The organism is Paenibacillus endoradicis (assembly GCF_024721975.1).
The window spans coordinates 61,529-82,179 of the sequence record NZ_JANQBB010000001.1 but is presented as its reverse complement, the minus strand read 5'-3'; the positions used below and the strand labels follow the sequence as shown (position 1 = coordinate 82,179).

General features: G+C 39.4%; 17 protein-coding genes and 1 other annotated feature. Of the genes, 2 read left to right on the top strand and 15 right to left on the bottom strand.

The window, feature by feature from the left end:
- Positions 1-38: 38 nt before the first annotated feature.
- The 13 genes from NV377_RS00345 to NV377_RS00285 form a co-directional block, all read right to left on the bottom strand.
- The gene (locus NV377_RS00345; RefSeq protein ID WP_258199195.1) at positions 39-1,352 is read right to left on the bottom strand and encodes a replication-associated recombination protein A; all 1,314 of its coding nucleotides are present in this window, start codon (positions 1,350-1,352) and stop codon (positions 39-41) included.
- A 35-nt stretch (positions 1,353-1,387) separates the two neighbouring features.
- On the bottom strand, positions 1,388-2,170 hold the full coding sequence (locus NV377_RS00340; RefSeq protein ID WP_258199194.1) for a class I SAM-dependent methyltransferase: 783 nt from the start codon (positions 2,168-2,170) through the stop codon (positions 1,388-1,390).
- Positions 2,171-2,449: 279 nt separating this feature from the next.
- Positions 2,450-3,187 (bottom strand): tRNA threonylcarbamoyladenosine dehydratase, encoded by a 738-nt coding sequence (locus NV377_RS00335; RefSeq protein WP_258199193.1) that lies wholly within the window; start codon positions 3,185-3,187, stop codon positions 2,450-2,452.
- Positions 3,188-3,216: 29 nt separating this feature from the next.
- Positions 3,217-5,022 (bottom strand): aspartate--tRNA ligase, encoded by a 1,806-nt coding sequence (gene aspS / locus NV377_RS00330; RefSeq protein WP_258200323.1) that lies wholly within the window; start codon positions 5,020-5,022, stop codon positions 3,217-3,219.
- A 438-nt stretch (positions 5,023-5,460) separates the two neighbouring features.
- The gene (gene hisS / locus NV377_RS00325) at positions 5,461-6,723 is read right to left on the bottom strand and encodes a histidine--tRNA ligase (protein ID WP_258199192.1); all 1,263 of its coding nucleotides are present in this window, start codon (positions 6,721-6,723) and stop codon (positions 5,461-5,463) included.
- Between the two features lie 463 nt (positions 6,724-7,186).
- Positions 7,187-7,464 (bottom strand) — a binding site (T-box leader).
- 603 nt (positions 7,465-8,067) lie between these two features.
- Positions 8,068-8,514, bottom strand: coding sequence for a D-aminoacyl-tRNA deacylase (gene dtd / locus NV377_RS00320; RefSeq protein ID WP_258199191.1), 447 nt, complete (start codon positions 8,512-8,514; stop codon positions 8,068-8,070).
- Positions 8,515-8,752: 238 nt separating this feature from the next.
- Complete coding sequence (locus NV377_RS00315) at positions 8,753-10,939, bottom strand: RelA/SpoT family protein (protein ID WP_308860041.1); 2,187 nt, start codon at positions 10,937-10,939, stop codon at positions 8,753-8,755.
- Positions 10,940-11,128: 189 nt separating this feature from the next.
- Positions 11,129-11,656 (bottom strand): adenine phosphoribosyltransferase, encoded by a 528-nt coding sequence (locus NV377_RS00310; protein WP_258199189.1) that lies wholly within the window; start codon positions 11,654-11,656, stop codon positions 11,129-11,131.
- A gap of 39 nt (positions 11,657-11,695) precedes the next feature.
- Entirely contained in the window at positions 11,696-13,699 is a 2,004-nt protein-coding gene (gene recJ, locus NV377_RS00305; RefSeq protein WP_258199188.1) for a single-stranded-DNA-specific exonuclease RecJ, read from the bottom strand.
- Positions 13,700-13,914: 215 nt separating this feature from the next.
- The gene (locus NV377_RS00300; protein WP_258199187.1) at positions 13,915-14,307 is read right to left on the bottom strand and encodes a cation transporter dimerization domain-containing protein; all 393 of its coding nucleotides are present in this window, start codon (positions 14,305-14,307) and stop codon (positions 13,915-13,917) included.
- A 228-nt stretch (positions 14,308-14,535) separates the two neighbouring features.
- Positions 14,536-15,471, bottom strand: coding sequence for a protein translocase subunit SecF (gene secF / locus NV377_RS00295; protein ID WP_258199186.1), 936 nt, complete (start codon positions 15,469-15,471; stop codon positions 14,536-14,538).
- On the bottom strand, positions 15,461-16,696 hold the full coding sequence (secD, locus tag NV377_RS00290) for a protein translocase subunit SecD (RefSeq protein WP_258199185.1): 1,236 nt from the start codon (positions 16,694-16,696) through the stop codon (positions 15,461-15,463). Before secD ends, secF begins: the two co-directional genes overlap by 11 nt.
- An 82-nt stretch (positions 16,697-16,778) precedes the next feature.
- On the bottom strand, positions 16,779-17,021 hold the full coding sequence (locus tag NV377_RS00285; RefSeq protein ID WP_258199184.1) for a post-transcriptional regulator: 243 nt from the start codon (positions 17,019-17,021) through the stop codon (positions 16,779-16,781).
- Between the two features lie 227 nt (positions 17,022-17,248).
- Between NV377_RS00285 and spoVB the strand changes: the two genes are divergently transcribed.
- Entirely contained in the window at positions 17,249-18,850 is a 1,602-nt protein-coding gene (gene spoVB, locus NV377_RS00280; protein WP_258199183.1) for a stage V sporulation protein B, read from the top strand.
- Between the two features lie 4 nt (positions 18,851-18,854).
- Here the strand turns inward: spoVB and NV377_RS00275 are convergent, their stop codons facing one another.
- Positions 18,855-19,640: a YetF domain-containing protein gene (locus tag NV377_RS00275; RefSeq protein ID WP_258200322.1), complete on the bottom strand. Its 786-nt coding sequence runs from the start codon at positions 19,638-19,640 to the stop codon at positions 18,855-18,857.
- A gap of 258 nt (positions 19,641-19,898) precedes the next feature.
- Here NV377_RS00275 and NV377_RS00270 point away from each other — a divergent pair, with 258 nt between their 5' ends.
- On the top strand, positions 19,899-20,279 hold the full coding sequence (locus NV377_RS00270) for a TIGR04086 family membrane protein (protein ID WP_258199182.1): 381 nt from the start codon (positions 19,899-19,901) through the stop codon (positions 20,277-20,279).
- A gap of 52 nt (positions 20,280-20,331) precedes the next feature.
- Here NV377_RS00270 and yajC read toward each other — a convergent pair whose 3' ends face one another.
- On the bottom strand, positions 20,332-20,646 hold the full coding sequence (gene yajC, locus NV377_RS00265) for a preprotein translocase subunit YajC (protein WP_258199181.1): 315 nt from the start codon (positions 20,644-20,646) through the stop codon (positions 20,332-20,334).
- Positions 20,647-20,651: the final 5 nt, after the last annotated feature.

Sequence of the window (20,651 nt, the reverse complement as noted above, 5' to 3'; positions counted from 1 at the left end):
TCGTTTATAAAAAACCTTCTCCCGAACTTATCACATCACTACTTACTCCGACTTCTACGCTCTTGGTTCTGACGAATCTTATCTTCCATTCCTTGATCACTTGCTTCATAAATCGTTGCATTGGCAATTTGATCAGGCAAATATTGCTGCTTCACATAGTGATTAGGATAATCATGTGGATATTGATATCCTTTATGTCCAAGCTTGTCCGCACCTTTGTAATGTGTATCACGCAAATGCATGGGCACTTCAGTTATTCCTACTTGATCGATCATTGAGGTCGCTTTGCCGATCGCTACAGCTGTTGCATTGGACTTCGGACTTTCAACGGCAAACAATATCGCTTGAGCGATATTATACTTTGCCTCTGGAAACCCAATTTTATGATACGCATCCATCGCCGTAACCGCTTGAACCATCGCTTGTGGATTAGCAAGACCAATATCCTCACTACATGCCACAATGAGTCGACGTAAAAATGTCATTGGGTCCATCCCTAATTTCTCTACCGCATATAAAAACCAATAAAGCGCAGCGTCACTCGACCCGCGAATACTTTTATGGAACGCCGATAATACATCAAATTGGGTCGAAGTATCCGCTCGAACAGTGCGCTTCCTAATCGATTCTTGCGCTACTTCAACGGTAATATGAACGCTCCCATCAGGTGCAGAGCTTGTTGTTAACGCAGCTAGTTCAAGTGCATTAAGTGCACGACGAATGTCTCCCCCAGCCATCTCTGCTAAATGCTCTAAAGCATCCTCATCAACGTTTAGTTTCATAAATCCTAAACCTCGTTGCTCATTGACGATAGCCCGCTCCATCGCAATTTTTGCATGCTTTGCAGAAAGTGGCTCAAGCTGAAACAGCGTTGAACGTGACAATAATGCGCCATTAACATGGTGGAATGGATTTTCTGTCGTTGCACCAATAAAGATAATAATCCCTTGCTCTACCGCTGGTAAAAGTGCATCTTGACGTGATGTATTGAAACGATGTACTTCATCTAGAAATAGAATCGTCTTCCGACCATATAATACTTTATTCGTTTTTGCTGTCTCTATCACTTCACGAACATCTTTAACAGAAGTTTCAACCGCATTCAACCGAACAAATTGAGCTTGTGTTGATTGCGAGATAATATGTGCAAGCGTTGTTTTACCACAACCAGGCGGACCGTAAAATAAGATTGAACTGACTTGATCGCCTTCAATTGCTCTACGCAGTAATTTGCCTTCACCAACAATATGTTCTTGCCCAATATATTCATCTAATTGTTGAGGACGCATTCGATCAGCTAATAATTTATGCTGAGTAGTTGGTTGATCTTCATCCATCGTAAATAAATCCATTTTTCCACTTCCAAATTCATAATCTATTACTTTGATTATAACATTTGTCCCCAGTATATATCAGTCCGATAAAGCATATTAACCATACCATTTTGCTCATGATTTGCAAATAAATGCTCAATATCAGCACTATACTCATCATAACGAGAATCTGTCTCTTGCAGTGAAAAAGATGAGGATTGAATTCTTCCGAATAATCCTGCTCGGTCAAGTTGTTGAGAATATTGATAACTAGCAAGTTGCGGTTCGTACCCACCATAAAATGATTTTAGGGAAGTCTGACTTATATGTTTATGCTTAACCTCATCATACTCTTTACCATACTTCAGAAACAGCGCATCATAATCGTTCATAAATGCGGATGCACCAACATCACGTTGATTCCACAGAAGAACAACTTGTCCACCTTGCTTCAATATCCGCTTAAACTCTGTTTGCGCTAGTTCAGCATTGAACCAATGATAAGCTTGTGCACATACAATATGATCAACACTTTCATTAGCAAGATCAGTTTGCTCAGCACTGCCATTACTTACAGTTAAAAGGAGCTTATCTTGTGTACTATCTGTTAAATAAGATTGTAAATGCTGGATTAAAGCGCTACGCATATCATCGTTCGGTTCTACTGCTACCGTCTGAATATGCTGCTCTAACAATTTTTCGGTAAATATTCCTGTACCCGCTCCAATATCTGCTACAAAATTAGAACTTATAATACCTATCTCTTGAATTAAATGCTGAATAACCTCTTGGGAATAGCTTGGACGATATTTGACATATTGCTGAGATCGTCCAGAGAAACGTTCAGTAGTATCCATAGTGACCACCCTTTTTAATGTGATAGTTTCCATAATACAGGAGTGATTGGCGTGAGTCTATGTTTGAGCTTCCTTAGAGAATGAATGTTAGAGAGTTTTAACTTTCGTTAATTATCATGGTGCACTTCTCACAGTATGAAAGGGAGTTTTAAACTTTACAGCTACAGTACTACAAGGAAAAGGGTTATCTCCACATTGTGAAGATAACCCTTTTCTGTTTAGCCACTATCGATGGCTTATCTACTAGTTACAGCTGAGTTACAGCTGCATCTAGTGGTTCTATTTCAATAAATCCTTCACAACTTCACTTACCATTATAAGTCCTGCTGTCGCTGGTACGAAAGCATTACTAGATGGCGGTTGTTGTGCTTTCCGAATTTCCGGAGCATTGTCTGGCACAATACGCTGTGTAACGTCTTCACGAGGCTTTATTGGCGTCTCATCAGAGAAGACCACCTTAACCCCTTTTTTGATACCATCTTGGCGCAGCTTTGTTCTCACAACGCGTGCAAGCGGATCGGTGTGCGTTTTTGAAATATCAGCAATTTTCAAACGAGTAGGGTCCATTTTATTGGCTGCTCCCATACTTGAAATAACTGGTATGTCACGCTTTAAACACTCTTTAATAAGATGCACCTTGTAAATAATCGTATCAGACGCATCAACAACATAATCAAGATCATATGCAAATAATAGCTCATATGTCTCTTCTGTATAGAACATGCGAAGCGAAATTACATCACATTCGGGATTAATTAGTTTAATACGATCACGCATTAGATCAGCTTTAGGCTGTCCAACCGTAGTCGTTAGTGCATGAATTTGACGATTAATGTTCGTAATATCTACAACATCTTTGTCAATGAGAATTAGTCTACCTACAGCTGATCTTGCAAGTGCCTCGGCAGCCATGCCTCCAACGCCTCCAATACCAAGAACAGCAACTGTACTTCCTTTTAGCTTATCTAATCCCTCAGAACCAATCGCCAATTCGTTACGTGAAAATTGATGAAGCATAATGCTAATCTCCTTTCGCCAGCGACCGATTATTCAGTTTTACCAGCATTAGCTACAGCTTCTGCAACTGGCTTAGGCTTAACAACTGTACGAATATGAAGTTGCTCAAGTTGAGACAATTCAACTTCTGAAGGTGCATCACACAATAGATCTGTTGCACTAGCTGTTTTCGGGAACGCAATTGTTTCACGAAGGTTAGTACGACCAGTTAGTAACATTACAAGACGGTCGAAACCGAAGGCAATACCACCATGTGGAGGTGTACCATACTCAAATGCATCTAGTAAGAAGCCGAATTTCTCTTGCGCTTCTTCCATAGAGAATCCAAGAGCAGAGAACATTTTCTCTTGTACATCACGTTTGTAGATACGCATAGAACCGCCACCAACTTCATAACCGTTCAGGACGATATCGTAAGCTTGCGCACGAATTTGTCCTGGATCAGTATCGAAGTAATGAACATCCTCTTCATTAGGACGAGTGAACGGATGATGTTCTGCTACATAACGTTTCGCATCTTCATCGTATCCAAGTAATGGGAAGTCTACAACCCATACAAATTTGAATGCTTTCTCATCGATCAGATTCAATTCTTTACCTAATTTAAGACGAAGGTTACCAAGTACGTCTGCAACAACTTTTGGTTTGTCAGCAGAGAATGTTAGTAGATCGCCTTCTTCAACGTTCAAACGTTCAGTTAGTGCAGCAATTTCTTCAGGTTTCAAGAATTTAACGATTGGACCTTTCCACTCGCCGTCTTTAATTTGAATCCATGCAAGACCTTTACCACCATAACGAGCAGCAAACGGTTGTAGATCGTCAAGTTCTTTACGACTCCAGCTTGCACAGCCTTTAGCGTTAAGTGCTTTAACAACGCCACCGCCAGCAGCAACTGATGCAAACACTTTCACATCACTTGTAGAAACGATATCTGTAATATCTTCGATTTCAAGACCGAAACGAAGATCTGGTTTGTCTGAACCGTATTTGTTCATAGCGTCTTTGTACGTAATACGTTGGAATGGAAGTTGAAGTTCAACACCAACAGTTTCAAGTAGCAATTTCGCCATAAGATCTTCCATCATGCCTAGCAATTGATCTTGAGACAAGAATGAAGTCTCAATGTCGACTTGAGTGAACTCAGGTTGACGATCAGCACGCAAATCTTCATCACGGAAACAACGAGCGATTTGGTAGTAACGTTCTATACCACCAACCATAAGCAATTGCTTAAAGATTTGTGGAGATTGTGGTAGTGCAAAGAATTCCCCTTCGTGTACACGAGATGGTACTAGATAGTCACGCGCACCTTCTGGAGTACTCTTTGTAAGAATTGGTGTTTCAACATCGATGAAGCCATTACCGTCAAGGAAATCACGGAAAATTTTTGCTGCTTTAGAACGAAGCAACAAAGTTTTTTGCATTTCCGGACGACGAAGGTCAAGATAACGGTATTTCAAACGAATAGACTCATCAACCTCAACACCATCTTCGATTGGGAATGGAGGAGTTTTCGCTGCATTCATTACTTCGATCTCAGTAACACGAACTTCGATCTCACCTGTAGCAAGGTTTGCATTGAAAGTTTCTGGATCACGTTCAACAACAGTACCTTTCACAGCAAGAACATACTCATTACGAGCACGATCAGCGATTTCTAGTGCTTGACCAGAGAAATCTGGGTTGAATACCGTTTGCACGATACCTGTACGATCACGTAAATCAATAAATAGAACGCCACCAAGGTCACGACGGCGTTGTACCCAGCCGTTCAATGTTACTTCAGTGCCAACATCAGCTTTTGTTAAAGTACCGCAGTTTACGGTTTTTAGCATAGACATGTCTAATCCTCATTTCATAATTATAATTATATGTTTCAACAACAAATTTGTTGGAGTTACAGCAGTTAATTCCCAGCTTTGCAGGAGGCAGAGCAAGGAGGTAAGCTTGCACGAAGCAAGAAAGCAAACTTAGCAGGATGCAAGTTGCAAGTTGCAAGTTGCAGAATGCAAAGCCGCAACGACAGCAAAGCGCCTCGTTGCCCCACAATAATAACCTTCAAACACTTCATAGCAACTTCCAAGAAGAAGTACCCTCCGAAGTGCTACATCCGCAACATCTTCGCAAGCAATTCCAAAGAAGATGCATCCTCGAGTCTCTCGCTTGTCAGCACCGAGAAGATGCCTTGAAGCTAGGAACTCGAGGAGCGGAGTGTACGTTATTGGTACACGAGCACACGCAGAATTCCGATGAAAGGCATATTCGAAGTCGAGTTAACTACGAAGCTTACTCTCCATGATCACATGCGAGAGATCGGAGAAGGAGACTTTGCGTTGGAGTCCAGTAGCCATCTCTTTCAGCGTAATCTCACCATTAGCAAGTTCATCATCACCAAGTATTGCAGTATAGCGAGCCTGTAAGCGATCTGCAGACTTCATCTGAGCCTTCATCTTGCGACCTTGGTAATCACGTTCAGCTTTTACTCCTGCTTTACGTAATTGATACACAAGTTTCGTCACTTGACGATCTGCTTCTTCACCTAGAGCGATTAGATACACATCTAATTCATTAAGATTTGGAATTGCCGTTTCTTGGTGCTCAAGTAATAACACTGTACGTTCTAATCCAAGACCGAAGCCTACACCCGGTTGATCAGGACCACCAACATCAGCAACAAGACCGTTATAGCGACCACCACCACCAACAGTATCAATTGCACCAATACCTTCAGCTTTGAATTCAAATGCAGTATGTGTATAGTAGTCAAGACCACGAACGAGACGGTGATTAATCTCAAATGGAATTTCCATATCGGATAGATGTTGCTTCACTTTATCAAAGTGAATCTGACATTCTTCATCTAAGCTATCAAGAATCGATGGAGCATCTGTAAAGTGTTTTTGATCAACTTTACAATCCAATACACGTAGTGGATTACGATCGATACGAGACTGACAGTCTTTACAAAGAATTTCACGTTTCGGTTCTAAATAAGTAAGTAACTTTTCACGGAATGCGCCGCGAACAGCTGGAGTTCCAACTGAATTAATCTCAACACCAACACCTCTAAGTCCAACCTCTGTATAGAAGGTATAACCTAATGCAATCACTTCTGCATCAAGTGCAGGATCAGCAGCTCCGATAGCCTCAATCCCAAACTGGTGGAATTGACGGTAGCGTCCTGCTTGAGGACGCTCATAGCGGAACATAGGGCCCATGTAATACAACTTAGTTAGATCTGGTTCTCCAAATAGCTTGTTCTCTACAAATGAGCGTACAACGCCTGCTGTACCTTCTGGACGAAGCGTTAAGCTGCGCTCCCCACGATCGATGAACGTGTACATCTCTTTCTCAACGATATCAGTTGTCTCACCAACACCACGTTGGAAAAGTTCAGTAGATTCGAAAATCGGAGTACGTATTTCCCTAAAATTGTAGCGACTGCAGATTTCTCGAGCTTTCTGCTCTACAAACTGCCATTTTTCTACACTACCTGGCAAAATATCTTGCGTACCGGGCGATTTCTTAAACGACATAGCGATAACCTCCTTAAACTTTTCAATTCATCTCGATATACTCCTCGTAATGAAAAGTACATCAGAAGCATAAGCCAATAATCAATATCCCTCTAAAATGCTCCAGTAAAAATCATTCCTCGAAAGATTAAACACTCTCAGTAAACCTCATTTTTGCAGTCTATTTCGGTTTATCCAGCTCATTGGGCGCTATAGACCTCATTTTTGTGGTCTATTTCGGTTTATCCTGCTCATTGGGCGCCATAGACCTTATTTTTGTGGTCTATTTCGGTTTATCCAGCTTATTGGGCGTTATAGACCTCATTTTTGTGGTCTATTCCGGATTTTCCAGCTCGTTGGACACCATAGATATCATTTTTGCGGTTGTAGCGCAAAAAAGGAAGATACCTATTGTGATCACGAGTGGTCATTTTGAATTACTTCTAAACAACAAAAAAACTCTCGTTCCTTCTGACTTTCCGCCAAAAGGGACGAGAGTATTATCTCCCGTGGTACCACCCACTTTTCGAATATCTAACAACTTACAAGATTTTACTTGTTCAAGTTGTAGCTATTCGCTCCATACGATTATCGTCCGTAACACGCATAAAACTAATGTCATACTTATGTAATATAAGTACCGTTCATCTTATGTTCTCAGGGATGTTATTCACTCAATACATATAAAGGTGCTTTCAGCCAATTGACACCTATCTCTGGGTATAGTGGAGTTGAGTTACTTCTTCCCGTCAAGGAATGAAATATTAAGTTGTTACTGATATCATATTTTACTTGTCATACCGACGAAAGTCAATATAGAACTACGACATAGTCTCTCCTAATCCCTTATAAATAAACAATAAAACGTCCAAATTATACTTCGAAGTGATACCAGCCATAATCAACATCAAGTAAACAACTTGATGTTGATCCGCGTTCAAAGCTTCGAATACTCTGCATCAGAGTCTAAACCACGTAGCAATCATTGCTCCGTTGAGTGTTTCGCTTATTAGGACCAAGAAGATGACGTGAATCTAGGAAGGGAGTAGCGGGGTGTACGTTATTGATACACGAGCACACGCAGCGACCGATAAACGTCATTTTCGCCGTCGAGCAGGCGACATAGCATTTTCATCGTCATCACAACCGAAATGAACGTTATTTTCGCCGTCGAATAAGCATCTAAGCATATTCCTCGTCCTAAAAAGGGAAAATGGGCAGAAAAAAACCTGCGGCATCTCCGCAGGCTATAATAATATATTATTAAAAAGGGGGTCGAGGTTTATTATAGGTTAATGATATTAAAGAGACATTATCATTATGTTACAAGTTGATTACAAAAAAGAAAACGTTTCAATTCCGCTCCTATTTCTCTTCCGTATCAATAATTATTGTAATCGGACCATCATTCACAAGACTTACATCCATCTCTGCTCCAAATTGGCCAGTTTCAACGTGGATCCCTTTATTACGTAATAACTCATTGAAGTTATGATACATTGGCTCAGCATGATCTGGTCTTGCCGCCTTCATGAAACTAGGACGACGACCTTTTCTACAATCACCATACAAAGTAAATTGTGAAACAGAAAGAATACTGCCCCCTGCCTCGGTAATATCTAGATTCATCTTACCAGACTCATCATCAAATATCCGAAGTCCAGAGAGCTTGTCCGCCATCCACTTAAGGTCTTGCTCAGTATCCTCATGAGTAATGCCTACGAGCAGAACAAGTCCTTTATCAATTGCACCAACTTGCTCCCCAGCTATCGTAACATTGGCTGCTTTACTCCGTTGTACAACTACTCTCAAAATGTTCGACTCCTTTAGTAGATGTTCAAAAAGTCCACTTATGATCACGATGTGATGCTACGATGCTTATTCGTCGGCGAATATGGCATTCACCTGAAGCAAAGCACACTCTTCCGATGTATGTTTCTTTCAGAAACATTTTAGATGCTCGTGTACCAATAACGTACACTCTGCTTCTCGATAACTTAGCATCATCCCATCTTCTTAGTGGTGATAAGTAATCTTTTTGAACTTTCCTTTATTGCATAATCCGTTGCACGGAATATATATCTTTAATTTTTTTAATCTTCTCAACAACATTAGTAAGATGCTCAGTATGACTAATAAGAACAGTCATATGCATAATAGCCATCTTATTTTTACCTGTTCGTCCAGATACTGCACTAATGTTAGTTTTCGCTTCAGATACAGCTTGAAGTACCTCATTCAATAATCCACGGCGATCACTACCTGTAATTTCAATATCAACACTATAGTTAGCATTAATAGAATCGACCCATTCAACTTCAATTACACGATCTGCCTCTTCATTATCCGTGCCAAATGGAATGTTTAAACAATCCATACGATGCACAGAAACACCTCTACCGCGTGTAATATAACCGATAATGAGGTCACCTGGAACAGGATTACAACATCTGGCAAAGCGGACAAGTAAATTGTCTACTCCTTTAACTTTAACACCATTATTGTTATTTCTAACTTTTTTGTTTACTGCGCTGCCTTTTATTTCAGTAATTTCTTTCGTTAGCTCGATCTGATTCGCTTCTTCTTGCTCACGGCGAAGTTTCTCAGTAAGCTTAGTTACGATTTGTGCGGCTGTTATACCACTGAAACCAATCGCAGCCATCATATCTTCAATATCATTAAATGTGAATTTCGTAGCAACTTCCTGTAGCTTGTCATCTGTCATCCAGAGATGCGGCTCAAGTCCAAGACGTTTCAATTCACGTTCAATTAAATCGCGACCCTTAGCGACATTTTCCTCACGCTTCTCTTTCTTGAACCATTGCTTAATCTTACTCCGTGCATGAGAAGATTGAGCAATTTTTAGCCAATCGGAGCTAGGGCCATAGGAATGTTTGCTCGTCAATATTTCAACAATATCACCAGTTTTTAATTTATGATCAAGCGGGACTATTCTGCCATTCACTTTAGCACCAATCGTACGATTACCAACTTCAGTGTGAATGCGGAATGCAAAATCTAAAGGTACAGAACCAGCCGGTAGCTCAATAACTTCACCATTAGGCGTAAACACAAATACTAGATCAGAGAAAAAGTCCATTTTCAAGGATTCCATAAACTCTGCCGCATCTTGTGTCTCATTCTGTAATTCCAGAATTTCACGGAACCATGTCATTTTATCGCCAAAGCTACCATCTGGAACAACATTACCTTCTTTATAAGCCCAGTGAGCAGCTATACCATACTCGGATGTAAGATGCATATCCCAAGTACGAATTTGCACTTCTGTCGGTTCACCATTCGGACCAATAACCGTCGTATGGAGGGACTGATACATATTCGCTTTAGGCATTGCAATATAGTCCTTGAAGCGACCTGGCATCGGTTTCCAAAGCGTATGAATGATACCTAACGTAGCGTAACAATCTTTTATATTTTCAACAATTACGCGAATAGCAAATAAATCATAAATTTCGCTAAACTGCTTATTGCGTGTTGTCATTTTTTGATAAATGCTGTACAAATGCTTCGGACGTCCTGAAATATCACCCTCGATACCCATTTCCGCTAGCTTTTCACGAATACGGTTAACAACATCTTCAATAAACGCTTCACGTTCAACACGTTTTTTCTTCATTAAATTAGCAATACGATAGTATTGCTGAGGGTTCAAGTAACGTAATGCAATATCTTCCATTTCCCATTTGATAGCAGAAATACCAAGGCGGTGAGCAATAGGACAGAATATTTCAAGTGTTTCATAGGCAATTCTACGCTGAGATTCCTCAGATTGATATTTCAACGTACGCATATTGTGAAGTCGATCAGCTAATTTAATTAGAATAACTCGAATGTCTTGTGCCATAGCAACAAACATTTTTCGATAATTTTCATTTTGCTGTTCTTCACGCGATTGGAACCTAATTTTTTCTAGTTTCGTCAATCCATCTACAAGCATCGCACAAGTTTCGCCGAATTTCTCACGAACGGTCTCAAGATCGACAGTTGTGTCTTCCACGACATCATGAAGTAGAGCCGTCACGATCGACAACACGTCCATACCCATATCTAAGACGATATCTGCAACTGTTAGAGGATGTAATATATAAGCCTCACCTGATTTACGTACTTGCCCTGAATGAGCTTGATCCGCAAAATCATAGGCTTCTCTAATCAGCTTGAGATCTTGTTCTTTCATATAGATTGATGCTTTTTCAATTAATTGCTCTATGCCCATGATAAGATCCCTTCCCAAGCTAGTCTATCTAAAGTCCGAGCTACTTTTCTTCTATTTCTAATTATTATGCCTGTTACATACCTATTACGTCAATGTACCGTTATAAAAAACAGACCGCTACCTCATGCAAGATCAATTCGATTGCTCTGCAAGGGTAGTCGGCCTATCGCCAAATACTAAGTATTATTACTAATAAGTCATTAAGGATTGAACCTCAACGCCTTCTATTTTATTTCTGCCCTCAAGATATGAAAGCTCAATTAAAAACGCTGTTCCTACTACTTCGCCACCAACTTGATTAATAAGATCGATAACAGTTGCAATTGTACCACCTGTTGCTAATAAATCATCAGCAATAAGTACACGTTGACCTGGTTCAATAGCATCTTTGTGCATAGCAAGTTGATCAGTACCATACTCTAGCGAATAACTAGCACTAATCGTTTCACCTGGTAATTTACCACTTTTGCGAATAGGAATGAAACCGACTCCTAGCTCAAGTGCTAGTGGAGCTCCAATAACAAAACCACGTGCTTCAGGGCCAGCAATAACGTCAATTTGAAGATGCTCAACTAATTTACGAAGCTCAACGATAGCCGCTTTATAAGTTGGTCCATCTTTCAATAGTGTTGTAATATCTTTGAAACGAATCCCTGGCGTCGGGAAATCCTCGATTACACGAATATAATCTTTAAAGTTAGTAGATGAATTTGACACAAATCGTCAACCCTTTCTGTGACCGCTTAATTACTACATTCATTTCGCTTCGAATTGAAGCTTAGCACTATTATAACGAGCTGAGCTCGCTAAATCTTTTTTCTGTGGAGAAGGCACCGCTTGAATTTGATACGAATTAATAAGAATAAATCCGAGTTCCTCAAATACTTCTAATATCAAATCAATCTCGACGTTTGCTAATCCACTAAGCTTGCTAAGTTTTTCGTATACTCCACGTTTGGGTACGACTCCCTGCTTACGAACATACTGATAAATGATACCAAATTGTTCTCTGGAAGGGAATACTTTTAACTGTTCTTTTTGTACATGTAAATCTTGTAATTGAAGTTGAGGCTTTCTGATCGAATTCCATTCATTAATAGAAAGTTCGCCAACGACCTCGATTGGCTCTGAAGTGGATAGTTGCTTCGCATAGTCGCCCATTCCAAATCCTATAACATCTAAAGTCATTTGTTGATCTTTCAGTAGCAACTTAAGATGTTTACCTTCTTTACCTATCGCTCTTCGTTCAGCGAGATTAGTATTCTTTACAAGTACGCGCGGGGACGGATTAGTCATGCCAAACGGTTCTAATAATGATAATTGTTTAATGGTATCGAGTGTAATATCTTGTAAATCGCAAGCCAGATCAATCTTTAGCTTAGGAATCCAATCCTCTTCGGTTAACCATTGCAGGGCTAAATTATCTAACCCCTCCTCTAATTTCGGCAAATTCTCAATAAGCACAGTCATACCTGCTGCTGCCTGATGACCTCCATAATGCTCAAGCAATGAATCGCATTCTGTTAAAGCCGCATGTAGATCAAAGCCTTCAATTGATCTAGCTGAACCTTTTGCAGTTCCTTTTTCAACATCAATCCCGAAAACGATAACAGGCTTATAGTAACGTTCTAGCATTTTGGAAGCAACGATTCCTATAACACCAACATTCCATCCCTCCTGAGCCAATACTATAACATTAGGCTCAGGCTGTTTTGCTGCTTTAACTGCTTGTAGCTTACTTTGCCACTGGGTTTCAGCTTCTTGTATCATCGTCTCAACAATCAATTGACGTTCTTTATTCAAATGATCCAGCTCGGTTGCAAGTTGAATCGCTCCTTGTTCACTAGAACAAGTGATCAATTCAACAGCCTGCTTCGCATGTTTCAGCCTTCCAGCTGCATTAATTCTTGGGGCAATACCAAAACCAATATTCATCGCGCTTAGTTCAGCCATATTAATACCGCAAGCTTCAGCGAGAGCATTGAAACCGATCTGCTGGCCTTTGCGCAGTTCTGCAAGTCCATAACTTACAATAATACGATTTTCGTCTTGTAAAGGCATTAGATCGGCAATAGTACCAAGTGCTACAATACCAGACCACTGCATTGGAGCACCATCTAATAAGGCTGTAGCAAGCTTAAATGCCACTCCCACTCCTGCTAATCCTTTAAATGGATAAGGACAGTGGAGCTGCTTCGGATTAACGACTGCCACTGCTTGTGGCAACTGTTCCGGAGGTTCATGATGGTCTGTGATGACAACATCAATACCAAGTAGCTTGGCATATTCTACTTCTTCATATGCACTAATACCAGTATCAACGGTCACCATTAGTGTAATACCTTCTTGCTTCGCCTTATCTATTGCCCCTTTATTCAAGCCATAGCCTTCTAACATACGATGGGGAATATAATAGTCAAAGTTCAATCCAAGTTCGGCAAATGTGAAATAAAGCAATGATGTACTAGATACACCATCTGCATCGTAGTCACCATAAATTCGAACCTTTTCACCTTGTTGTTTTGCGAGCAATATTCGTTCTACCGCTTCATTCATCCCAGCAAGTAAGTATGGATCATGCATATTGGCAGGTGTACCATATAAGAAAGATTCTATTGTGTCAGCGTTATCATATCCGCGCTGTATTAGTAATTTTGTTACAAGAGTGGGAATGGTAAGTTGCTTACTTAATTGAGTCGCAAGCATTTCTTGTTCTTGTGACCAAGTAGCTAACTTCCAACGATTTCTTCGTTGAATCATCTCGCCAACTCCTTTCAATTTCATCACATATAATAAAAGTTCAAAATCTTGGGCTGTCAGTACCAAGAAGATGACCTTTATCGAGATCGCGTAGCACAGCGTACGTATTGTGTACGTGAGCACACACAGACTTTCGATGGAGGGCATCTTCACCGCCGACTATGCTGCAACGCATTACCGCGTAATCACAGTCCACGATTTTGAACTACTCACAACTACTGCAATATCGTCGGCACTTCATCATGCGCAGTAGAATGGTTTGATTTGTATGGATAATCAGGCGCAAACGGCTTTACATGAACAACAACATCAGTTAGATGTGTAAATCGATGCATTAATAGCCAGCGTACTCGTTTTGCAATATCTTGACCTTCTTGCACCGTAATTTTGGGATTAACATTAATCGTTAATGAAGCAACAACATAATGTCCTTGTTCCTTGGCATCACAACTCTCAATTGCGACAACACCATTAATGCGTTGTACAACCTGTAAAATACGCTCCGTACTATCTGAGTCGTTGGAACATTCATGAGAAAGGTGAGACTTAGAGAAGAGCATCATTAGCTTATTTATTAAGCTCTTTTGTTTTTCAACATCTGCAGACATCTGATCCTCCTAAAACGTTTCATGGTTTTTATGAAACGTACTTCGTAAGCATTAAAACTATTCACGTACTTTTCATGAAAAGTACTTCGTAGCATTAACTTCGTTTCCTAGTCACTCAACAATTCATTATACCATAACTTCACAAAAATTCTGCACAAAAAACAACCTCCAATTGTTAGTCTTTACTAACAATTGGAGGATACATGAAGTGCAGGACTACTTCTTTAACTAGATTACAGGTTCTTTCTTCGGAGAAGGTGAAGCTGCTTTTGGCTTCTTATTCTTTTCTCTTTTCTTAAATTCAAACCAAAGTGGGCTCGCCAAACATATTGTTGAATAAGCTCCACTTACAAGTCCAATTAGAATAGCAAGTGAGAATAGACGAATTGATTCGCTACCGAATAAGAATATTAGTAATGTAACAATAAACACAGTCAACACAGTATACAAGTTACGAGCCATTGTTTGCCAAATACTCGCGTTAACAATTTCTTGTAGTTGTTCTGCATTTTTATGAGGTTTAAAACGCAAGTTCTCACGGATACGGTCAAATATAACGATTTTATCGTTAATAGAATAACCAAGTACAGTAAGAACTGCCGCTATAAATGGAAGATCGACTTCTAGTCGGAATAACGAGAACATTGCAACTACTACAAAACAGTCATACAGAATTGCAATGTTAGCTGATAAAGCGAATCTCCATTCAAAACGAATCATAACGTACAACATAATCAATACAGAAGCAGCAAGAATTGCCCAGATTGTCTTAACGGCAAGCTCTCTTGCTAAATCTGCTGAAACAACGTTAACTTCAAATTCCATCTGATCGCCAAAGTTAGTCATTAATGCCGTTTGAATGGCTTTCACAGAATCTGCTGCCAACTCATCACCAAAACGGATTGAAATACGTTCATTATTTTCTCCACCGACCGTTGGCGTTTCATCATAGCCTAAACCTGTCAGAACTTCGATAACTTCAGCTTGCGTTACCCCATGATCAGCTACCGCGTCCATTGTTGTTCCAGACTTAAAGTCAATGCCTAGATTCATTTGGAAAATAAGTAGCGATACAATTCCTATTACTACTAGCAGTATTGAACCCGTGTAAAATTTCTTGCGATTTTTTATGAAATCATAATGAATTTTGTAATCAAAGTGCACGGATATCTTCCTCCTTTACACCATAGTATTTGGGTTTCATAAATGCATTACTACTTACTAACATCGTAAGCAAGAATCTTGACAGATAAATATTCGTAAGTACACTTACGATAATACTGAAGATCATCGTTAAGGCGAAACCTTTAATCGCACCGTCTCCGATTACATATAGTGCTACACTCGCGATAATAGATGTAACATTCGCATCCATAATCGTCCGGAATGAGCTCTTAGAACCTGCTTTCAAACTTGAGAACATACTTTTACCTGTACGGATTTCTTCTTTAATCCGTTCGGCAGTGATAATATTGGCATCGACGGCTATCCCGACACCGAGTACAAACGCCGCAATACCTGGGAGTGTCAATGTTGCCCCCATCCAGTTATGGACTAATATCAATAACCAAGCGTACGTAATAATTGAAATTCCAGCAACAAAGCCTGGAACACGGAACACGATAACCATAAATACTAATACGATTAGAGATCCAATGACACCAGCAGTTACGGTATCCCTCAAGGAATCTAGTCCTAATTTGGCACCCACACTTTGCGTATACTTCTCAGTAAGTTTCACAGGTAATGATCCCATATTAATAAGATCACGAAGTTCTTCTGCTTCAGCACGTTCTGCATTACCAAGTGAAATCTGCGCAGAACCACCTGTTATCGGGAAGTTAACACTCGGACGAGAAAGTTCTTCGTCATCCAAATAAATAGCTAGATATGAACCTACGAGATCAGTTGTTACTTTAGTAAATTTCTGTGCATCCTTTAATTCGATCGTTACAACAGGACGATTCAATTCATCATAAACTACGCCAGCACTATTTTCTTTGAAATCAGTACCATTTAACATAATCGTACCGTCTGGTGCTCGGAACGTTAGATTAATCGGCTTAGCTAACAATTCTCTTATTTCTTCATCATTCGTTACTCCAGCTAGACGAACACGAATACGGTTTGTCCCTTCTGGCAAAACCTCTGGTTCTGATACACCTGAAGCATTAATCCGCTTTTCTAAACTTTTGGCAGTTTGTTTCAATGCTTCTGGAGTTACTTGACCACCTTCTTCAAATGGTGTTGCCTCATAAAGCACTTCAAATCCACCCTTAAGATCAAGTCCTAGCTTTACCTCTTTTAGTATAGAAGGGCTTGTCCAAGCAATTACACCAAATAGGACAACAACCACTACGACAAAGGCAAGCAATCTTTTCTTAACCATACGTCAATAATCCCCCTTAGATCTCAATATTCCCATTATACAGATGTCGAAATACGACGTCAAAAAAAAAGAAAACTCTTCCCTATTCGAAAGAGTCTCCCTTGTATGCACTTAACAATAAGTAGTTCATAAATTGAGTTGCTCTTAAAGATAAAATATCATTTACAAGCTGATGAAGCTGGGGTTGTCCACTTTTCACATAACGAGAACTTACACACGCCCAGACTTCCTTAGCCTTAACATGCTCATATCCAAGAAGTTGTAGCTCCTCCGCTTTGCTTATGCAAAGCTCCTTAATATCATCGTTCCACTCTATACTAGACAATTGCTACACCTCCTACAACTTTTCAAAAGCTTCACAGTATTACTTCCCGTAAATGAAAAGTACTTCGGAAGCATAAGCTGCACCTAAGATCTCCATATCTGTAGTGTACTTAGTACATTTCGCTGCCCACTAACTTTTTTCCTGCTTGTATCAATTATTTTCAGACATGTAAATGTATAGGTCAAGCATAGTCTGTAATGTAGGGTCAATGAAGTGAGGTGTATTAGATGACAAAGCAGAGCTTTATTAAGGGAGCTATGATTCTGCTTATTGCAGGTGTATTGAATCGTATTCTTGGATTTATTCCTCGTATTACATTACCACGTATCATCGGAGCAGAGGGTGTTGGTATCTACCAACTGAGTTATCCTTTTCTCATTGTGTTGCTAACATTTATAACTGGCGGCATCCCGCTAGCCATCGCTAAATGGATCGCCGAAGCCCAATCGGTAGGTGATGAACGAAGAGTAAAGCAAATCTTCAGAACGGCAATGTTTCTAAGTGTATCTATCGCTTTGTTTCTAACTAGCATTATGCTTCTATTTGCACCAGTCTTTATTAAGTATGTTATTCCAGATCCAAGGGTGTATCAATCGTTTTTAATGATGTCACCTTTACTGCTTATCGTAGGGATTTCGGCTGTATATCGTGGTTATTTCCAAGGAAAACAGAATATGATTCCAAGCGCTGTATCACAAACGGTTGAAACATTAATTAGAATTGTATTTTCATTAGTGTTAGCTTATTGGTTACTACCATATGGATTAGCATGGGGTGCAGCTGGAGCAATGCTAGGCGTTGTTATGGGGGAAATTGGTGGACTAGCGGTTATGCTGCTGAGTCATGTTCGTGATAAGAAAAAGCCGATAACTATCGCTGCTGAACTACCTCTTACATCCGAGAACGAATTTAATAATGCTGTTGTAAGTAAAGAAATTGCATCCAAATCAATACTTGCAAAGCTGCTTACACTGTCTATACCGGTTACCGGCAGCAAATTGGTCGGCTCATTAAGCTACTTATTAGAATCTATATTTACAGCTCGAAGCCTTGCCGCTGCTGGTATTATTACCGGTATCGCTACAGCACAATATGGTGCGCTACAAGGAATGATTATGCCTCTTATTTTACTACCAACAGCATTAACTTATTCATTAGCCGTATCGCTTGTTCCATCACTTTCAGAAGCTGTTGCTCAGAAACAATACCATCTCATTCATAAACGTTTACATCAATCGATGCGTATCTCACTCGTCGCAGGAGCACCATTTACAATTATTATGTTTATATTTGCAGCTCCAATTTGTGAACTACTATATGCTCATGGAGAATATGCACCGTTATTGCAACTCATTGCACCGATAGGCATTTTCATTTATTTACAAGCTCCATTACAAGCAACATTACAAGCTTTAGAAAAACCTGGAGTAGCGTTAATGAACACGTTTATTGGAGCCATCATTAAGATCGCACTCATTATAATATTAGGTTCGAATCCTCAACTAGGAATTAAAGGAGTATTGATCGCCATTGCTATTAATACTGTATTAGTCACCTTATTACATAGCTATAGCGTGAAGCGTTATGTTGGATTCAAAATGCATATGATGGACTTCGTTAAAGTAGGTGCATCTATTATCATTACAGGTGGATTTGCCCAATATGTGATGTCACTACTTGCCAATCAACCTCTTGGTATTAGCTTACCCACCGCTTGTATGGCGGCGATGATTGTCTACATCTTCCTAATGTTCTTAACAAAAATTATCGATAAAGCTGACCTCATTAGAATTCCTTATATCGGAAAATGGTTCGGATCAGATCAATAGTACATTACTTTTTCCGGTTACCACCATCGATATATATTCGATCTTTATGATCAATAGTGCATAGTAAAACATCTTTGAAATGATTAATTTCTTTTTCTTGAATAATATTTTTGAGCCAAAATCGAGTCTTATTGATTTTCGCTAAATTTTCATCTTGCACTTTTCCATCCATAATTAATGGAATTGGTAACATCTCATACCGAAAACCAGGTGGAATGATTCTTTCTGAAGATTTATTATTCATTACTTGATTAGGTTCTAATTCATTAGTTTCTCCGACTGAGCTTTCATTTTTATCAAAATTTTCTGAAGCTAGAGAACCTCCTACTTTTACATCATCATTACTTTTCGGGATGACGGATAACTTCCCACTTGTTTCAAGTATAGCAAAGTCAATTTCTGATATCGAAGTAACGCCATTTTCTCTTAGCTGAAGCATTAGATCATCTAAATTGTACCGTTGTTTTTTGAGCTCATCACGATATATTTCACCATTAGCAACAACTACTGTAGGCTTTCCATCAAGAAGCAACCTTACTTTACGACTTTTCATGGAAAGGAAAGCAGATATAATTTGAATAATAAGCAGAATGATAATCGGTAAAATTCCATGCATCAAATTATCGTCAACTTGTTCAATCTCAATGACGGCAATCTCGGCAATCATAACTGATATAACAAGGTCCAATACGGAGAGTTTACCAATTTCACGTTTTCCCATAACGCGTAACACAATAAAAATGATTATATACATACCGACTGTACGTAATGCTAACGAATACCATTCCATCATCAATAGCTCCTCCAATCAATCAAGGTTCAATGTATGTACTATTGTGGTCGCTTAGCCATTAGATCATGCACCTATGTTTCGTATAGATAATGGGAATAGCTCCTATCAAATATAAAGACATAGAACTTGTACTAAAATTGTTTGTTTTCCCATATGGTTAAATGAGCCAAGTTATGAAGCCAACACGCTTGATATGTTTTTACATTTTCATAAGACATATCTCAAGAAGAAATGAAAATTTAAAGGAGGTATTTTATGAATACTGGAACAAAAAAACTATTCGCAATGCCACTGCTAGCAGGCATAACATACGCTTTATTATGGCTAGCCGCTGGAGCTTTGATAGCTTCCCTCTTCTTACATTTTACAGAGATGAAAGAAAGTAGCTTAGGAACAATGGCTTATGTCATTCATGGTGCAGCTGCCTTGATTGGAGGGTTAAGTTCAGGTAAACGTGCGGAATCAAGAGGATGGTATTACGGTAGTGCTCTCGGTATTCTATATGGAATTATTATTATCATTGTAAGTTTCTTAGCTTCCGATATTGCGTTAAGTTTACATAGTTTCCTGCTTTTACTTACTGTTATTGGTACAGGAGCTTTTGGCGGAATGGTTGGCGTTAATTTACGCAAATAAAATAAGGGTGATCGTATCAGTAACGATACGATCACCCTTATTCATTATGTACCTAGTCTGCAGAAGGTGCAGATTGTGATACTGTGCTAATTGCACTGCGATCAAACGTAAGTTTAGTCGTATCATTAACGCGTAATACTACAACATCGTCAGTGATTTCAGCGATCGTACCATGAAGGCCACCAATCGTTACGATTTTATCACCTTTTTTAACTTGATTAAGCATCAAGTTACGAGTTTTTTGTTTCTTCTGTTGTGGACGAATTAATAAGAAATAGAATACCACAAACATTAGAATAAATGGACCGATTATTGTCCAAATATTACCACCTCCAGCTCCTGCTGCAGCTGCTAAAGAAATTGACATAGTTT

Excerpts from the sequence above, each read along its gene's own strand:
- spoVB (WP_258199183.1), top strand. The coding sequence starts at position 17,249 with ATGACAAAGCAGAGCTTTATTAAGGGAGCTATGATTCTGCTTATTGCA.
- NV377_RS00345 (WP_258199195.1), bottom strand. The coding sequence starts at position 1,352 with ATGGATTTATTTACGATGGATGAAGATCAACCAACTACTCAGCATAAA.
- aspS (WP_258200323.1), bottom strand. The coding sequence starts at position 5,022 with ATGCTAAAAACCGTAAACTGCGGTACTTTAACAAAAGCTGATGTTGGC.
- NV377_RS00300 (WP_258199187.1), bottom strand. The coding sequence starts at position 14,307 with ATGTCTGCAGATGTTGAAAAACAAAAGAGCTTAATAAATAAGCTAATG.
- recJ (WP_258199188.1), bottom strand. The coding sequence starts at position 13,699 with ATGATTCAACGAAGAAATCGTTGGAAGTTAGCTACTTGGTCACAAGAA.
- NV377_RS00270 (WP_258199182.1), top strand. The coding sequence starts at position 19,899 with ATGAATACTGGAACAAAAAAACTATTCGCAATGCCACTGCTAGCAGGC.
- NV377_RS00315 (WP_308860041.1), bottom strand. The coding sequence starts at position 10,939 with ATGGGCATAGAGCAATTAATTGAAAAAGCATCAATCTATATGAAAGAA.
- secD (WP_258199185.1), bottom strand. The coding sequence starts at position 16,696 with ATGGTTAAGAAAAGATTGCTTGCCTTTGTCGTAGTGGTTGTTGTCCTA.
- yajC (WP_258199181.1), bottom strand. The coding sequence starts at position 20,646 with ATGTCAATTTCTTTAGCAGCTGCAGCAGGAGCTGGAGGTGGTAATATT.
- hisS (WP_258199192.1), bottom strand. The coding sequence starts at position 6,723 with ATGTCGTTTAAGAAATCGCCCGGTACGCAAGATATTTTGCCAGGTAGT.
- NV377_RS00335 (WP_258199193.1), bottom strand. The coding sequence starts at position 3,187 with ATGCTTCATCAATTTTCACGTAACGAATTGGCGATTGGTTCTGAGGGA.
- NV377_RS00275 (WP_258200322.1), bottom strand. The coding sequence starts at position 19,640 with ATGGAATGGTATTCGTTAGCATTACGTACAGTCGGTATGTATATAATC.
- NV377_RS00340 (WP_258199194.1), bottom strand. The coding sequence starts at position 2,170 with ATGGATACTACTGAACGTTTCTCTGGACGATCTCAGCAATATGTCAAA.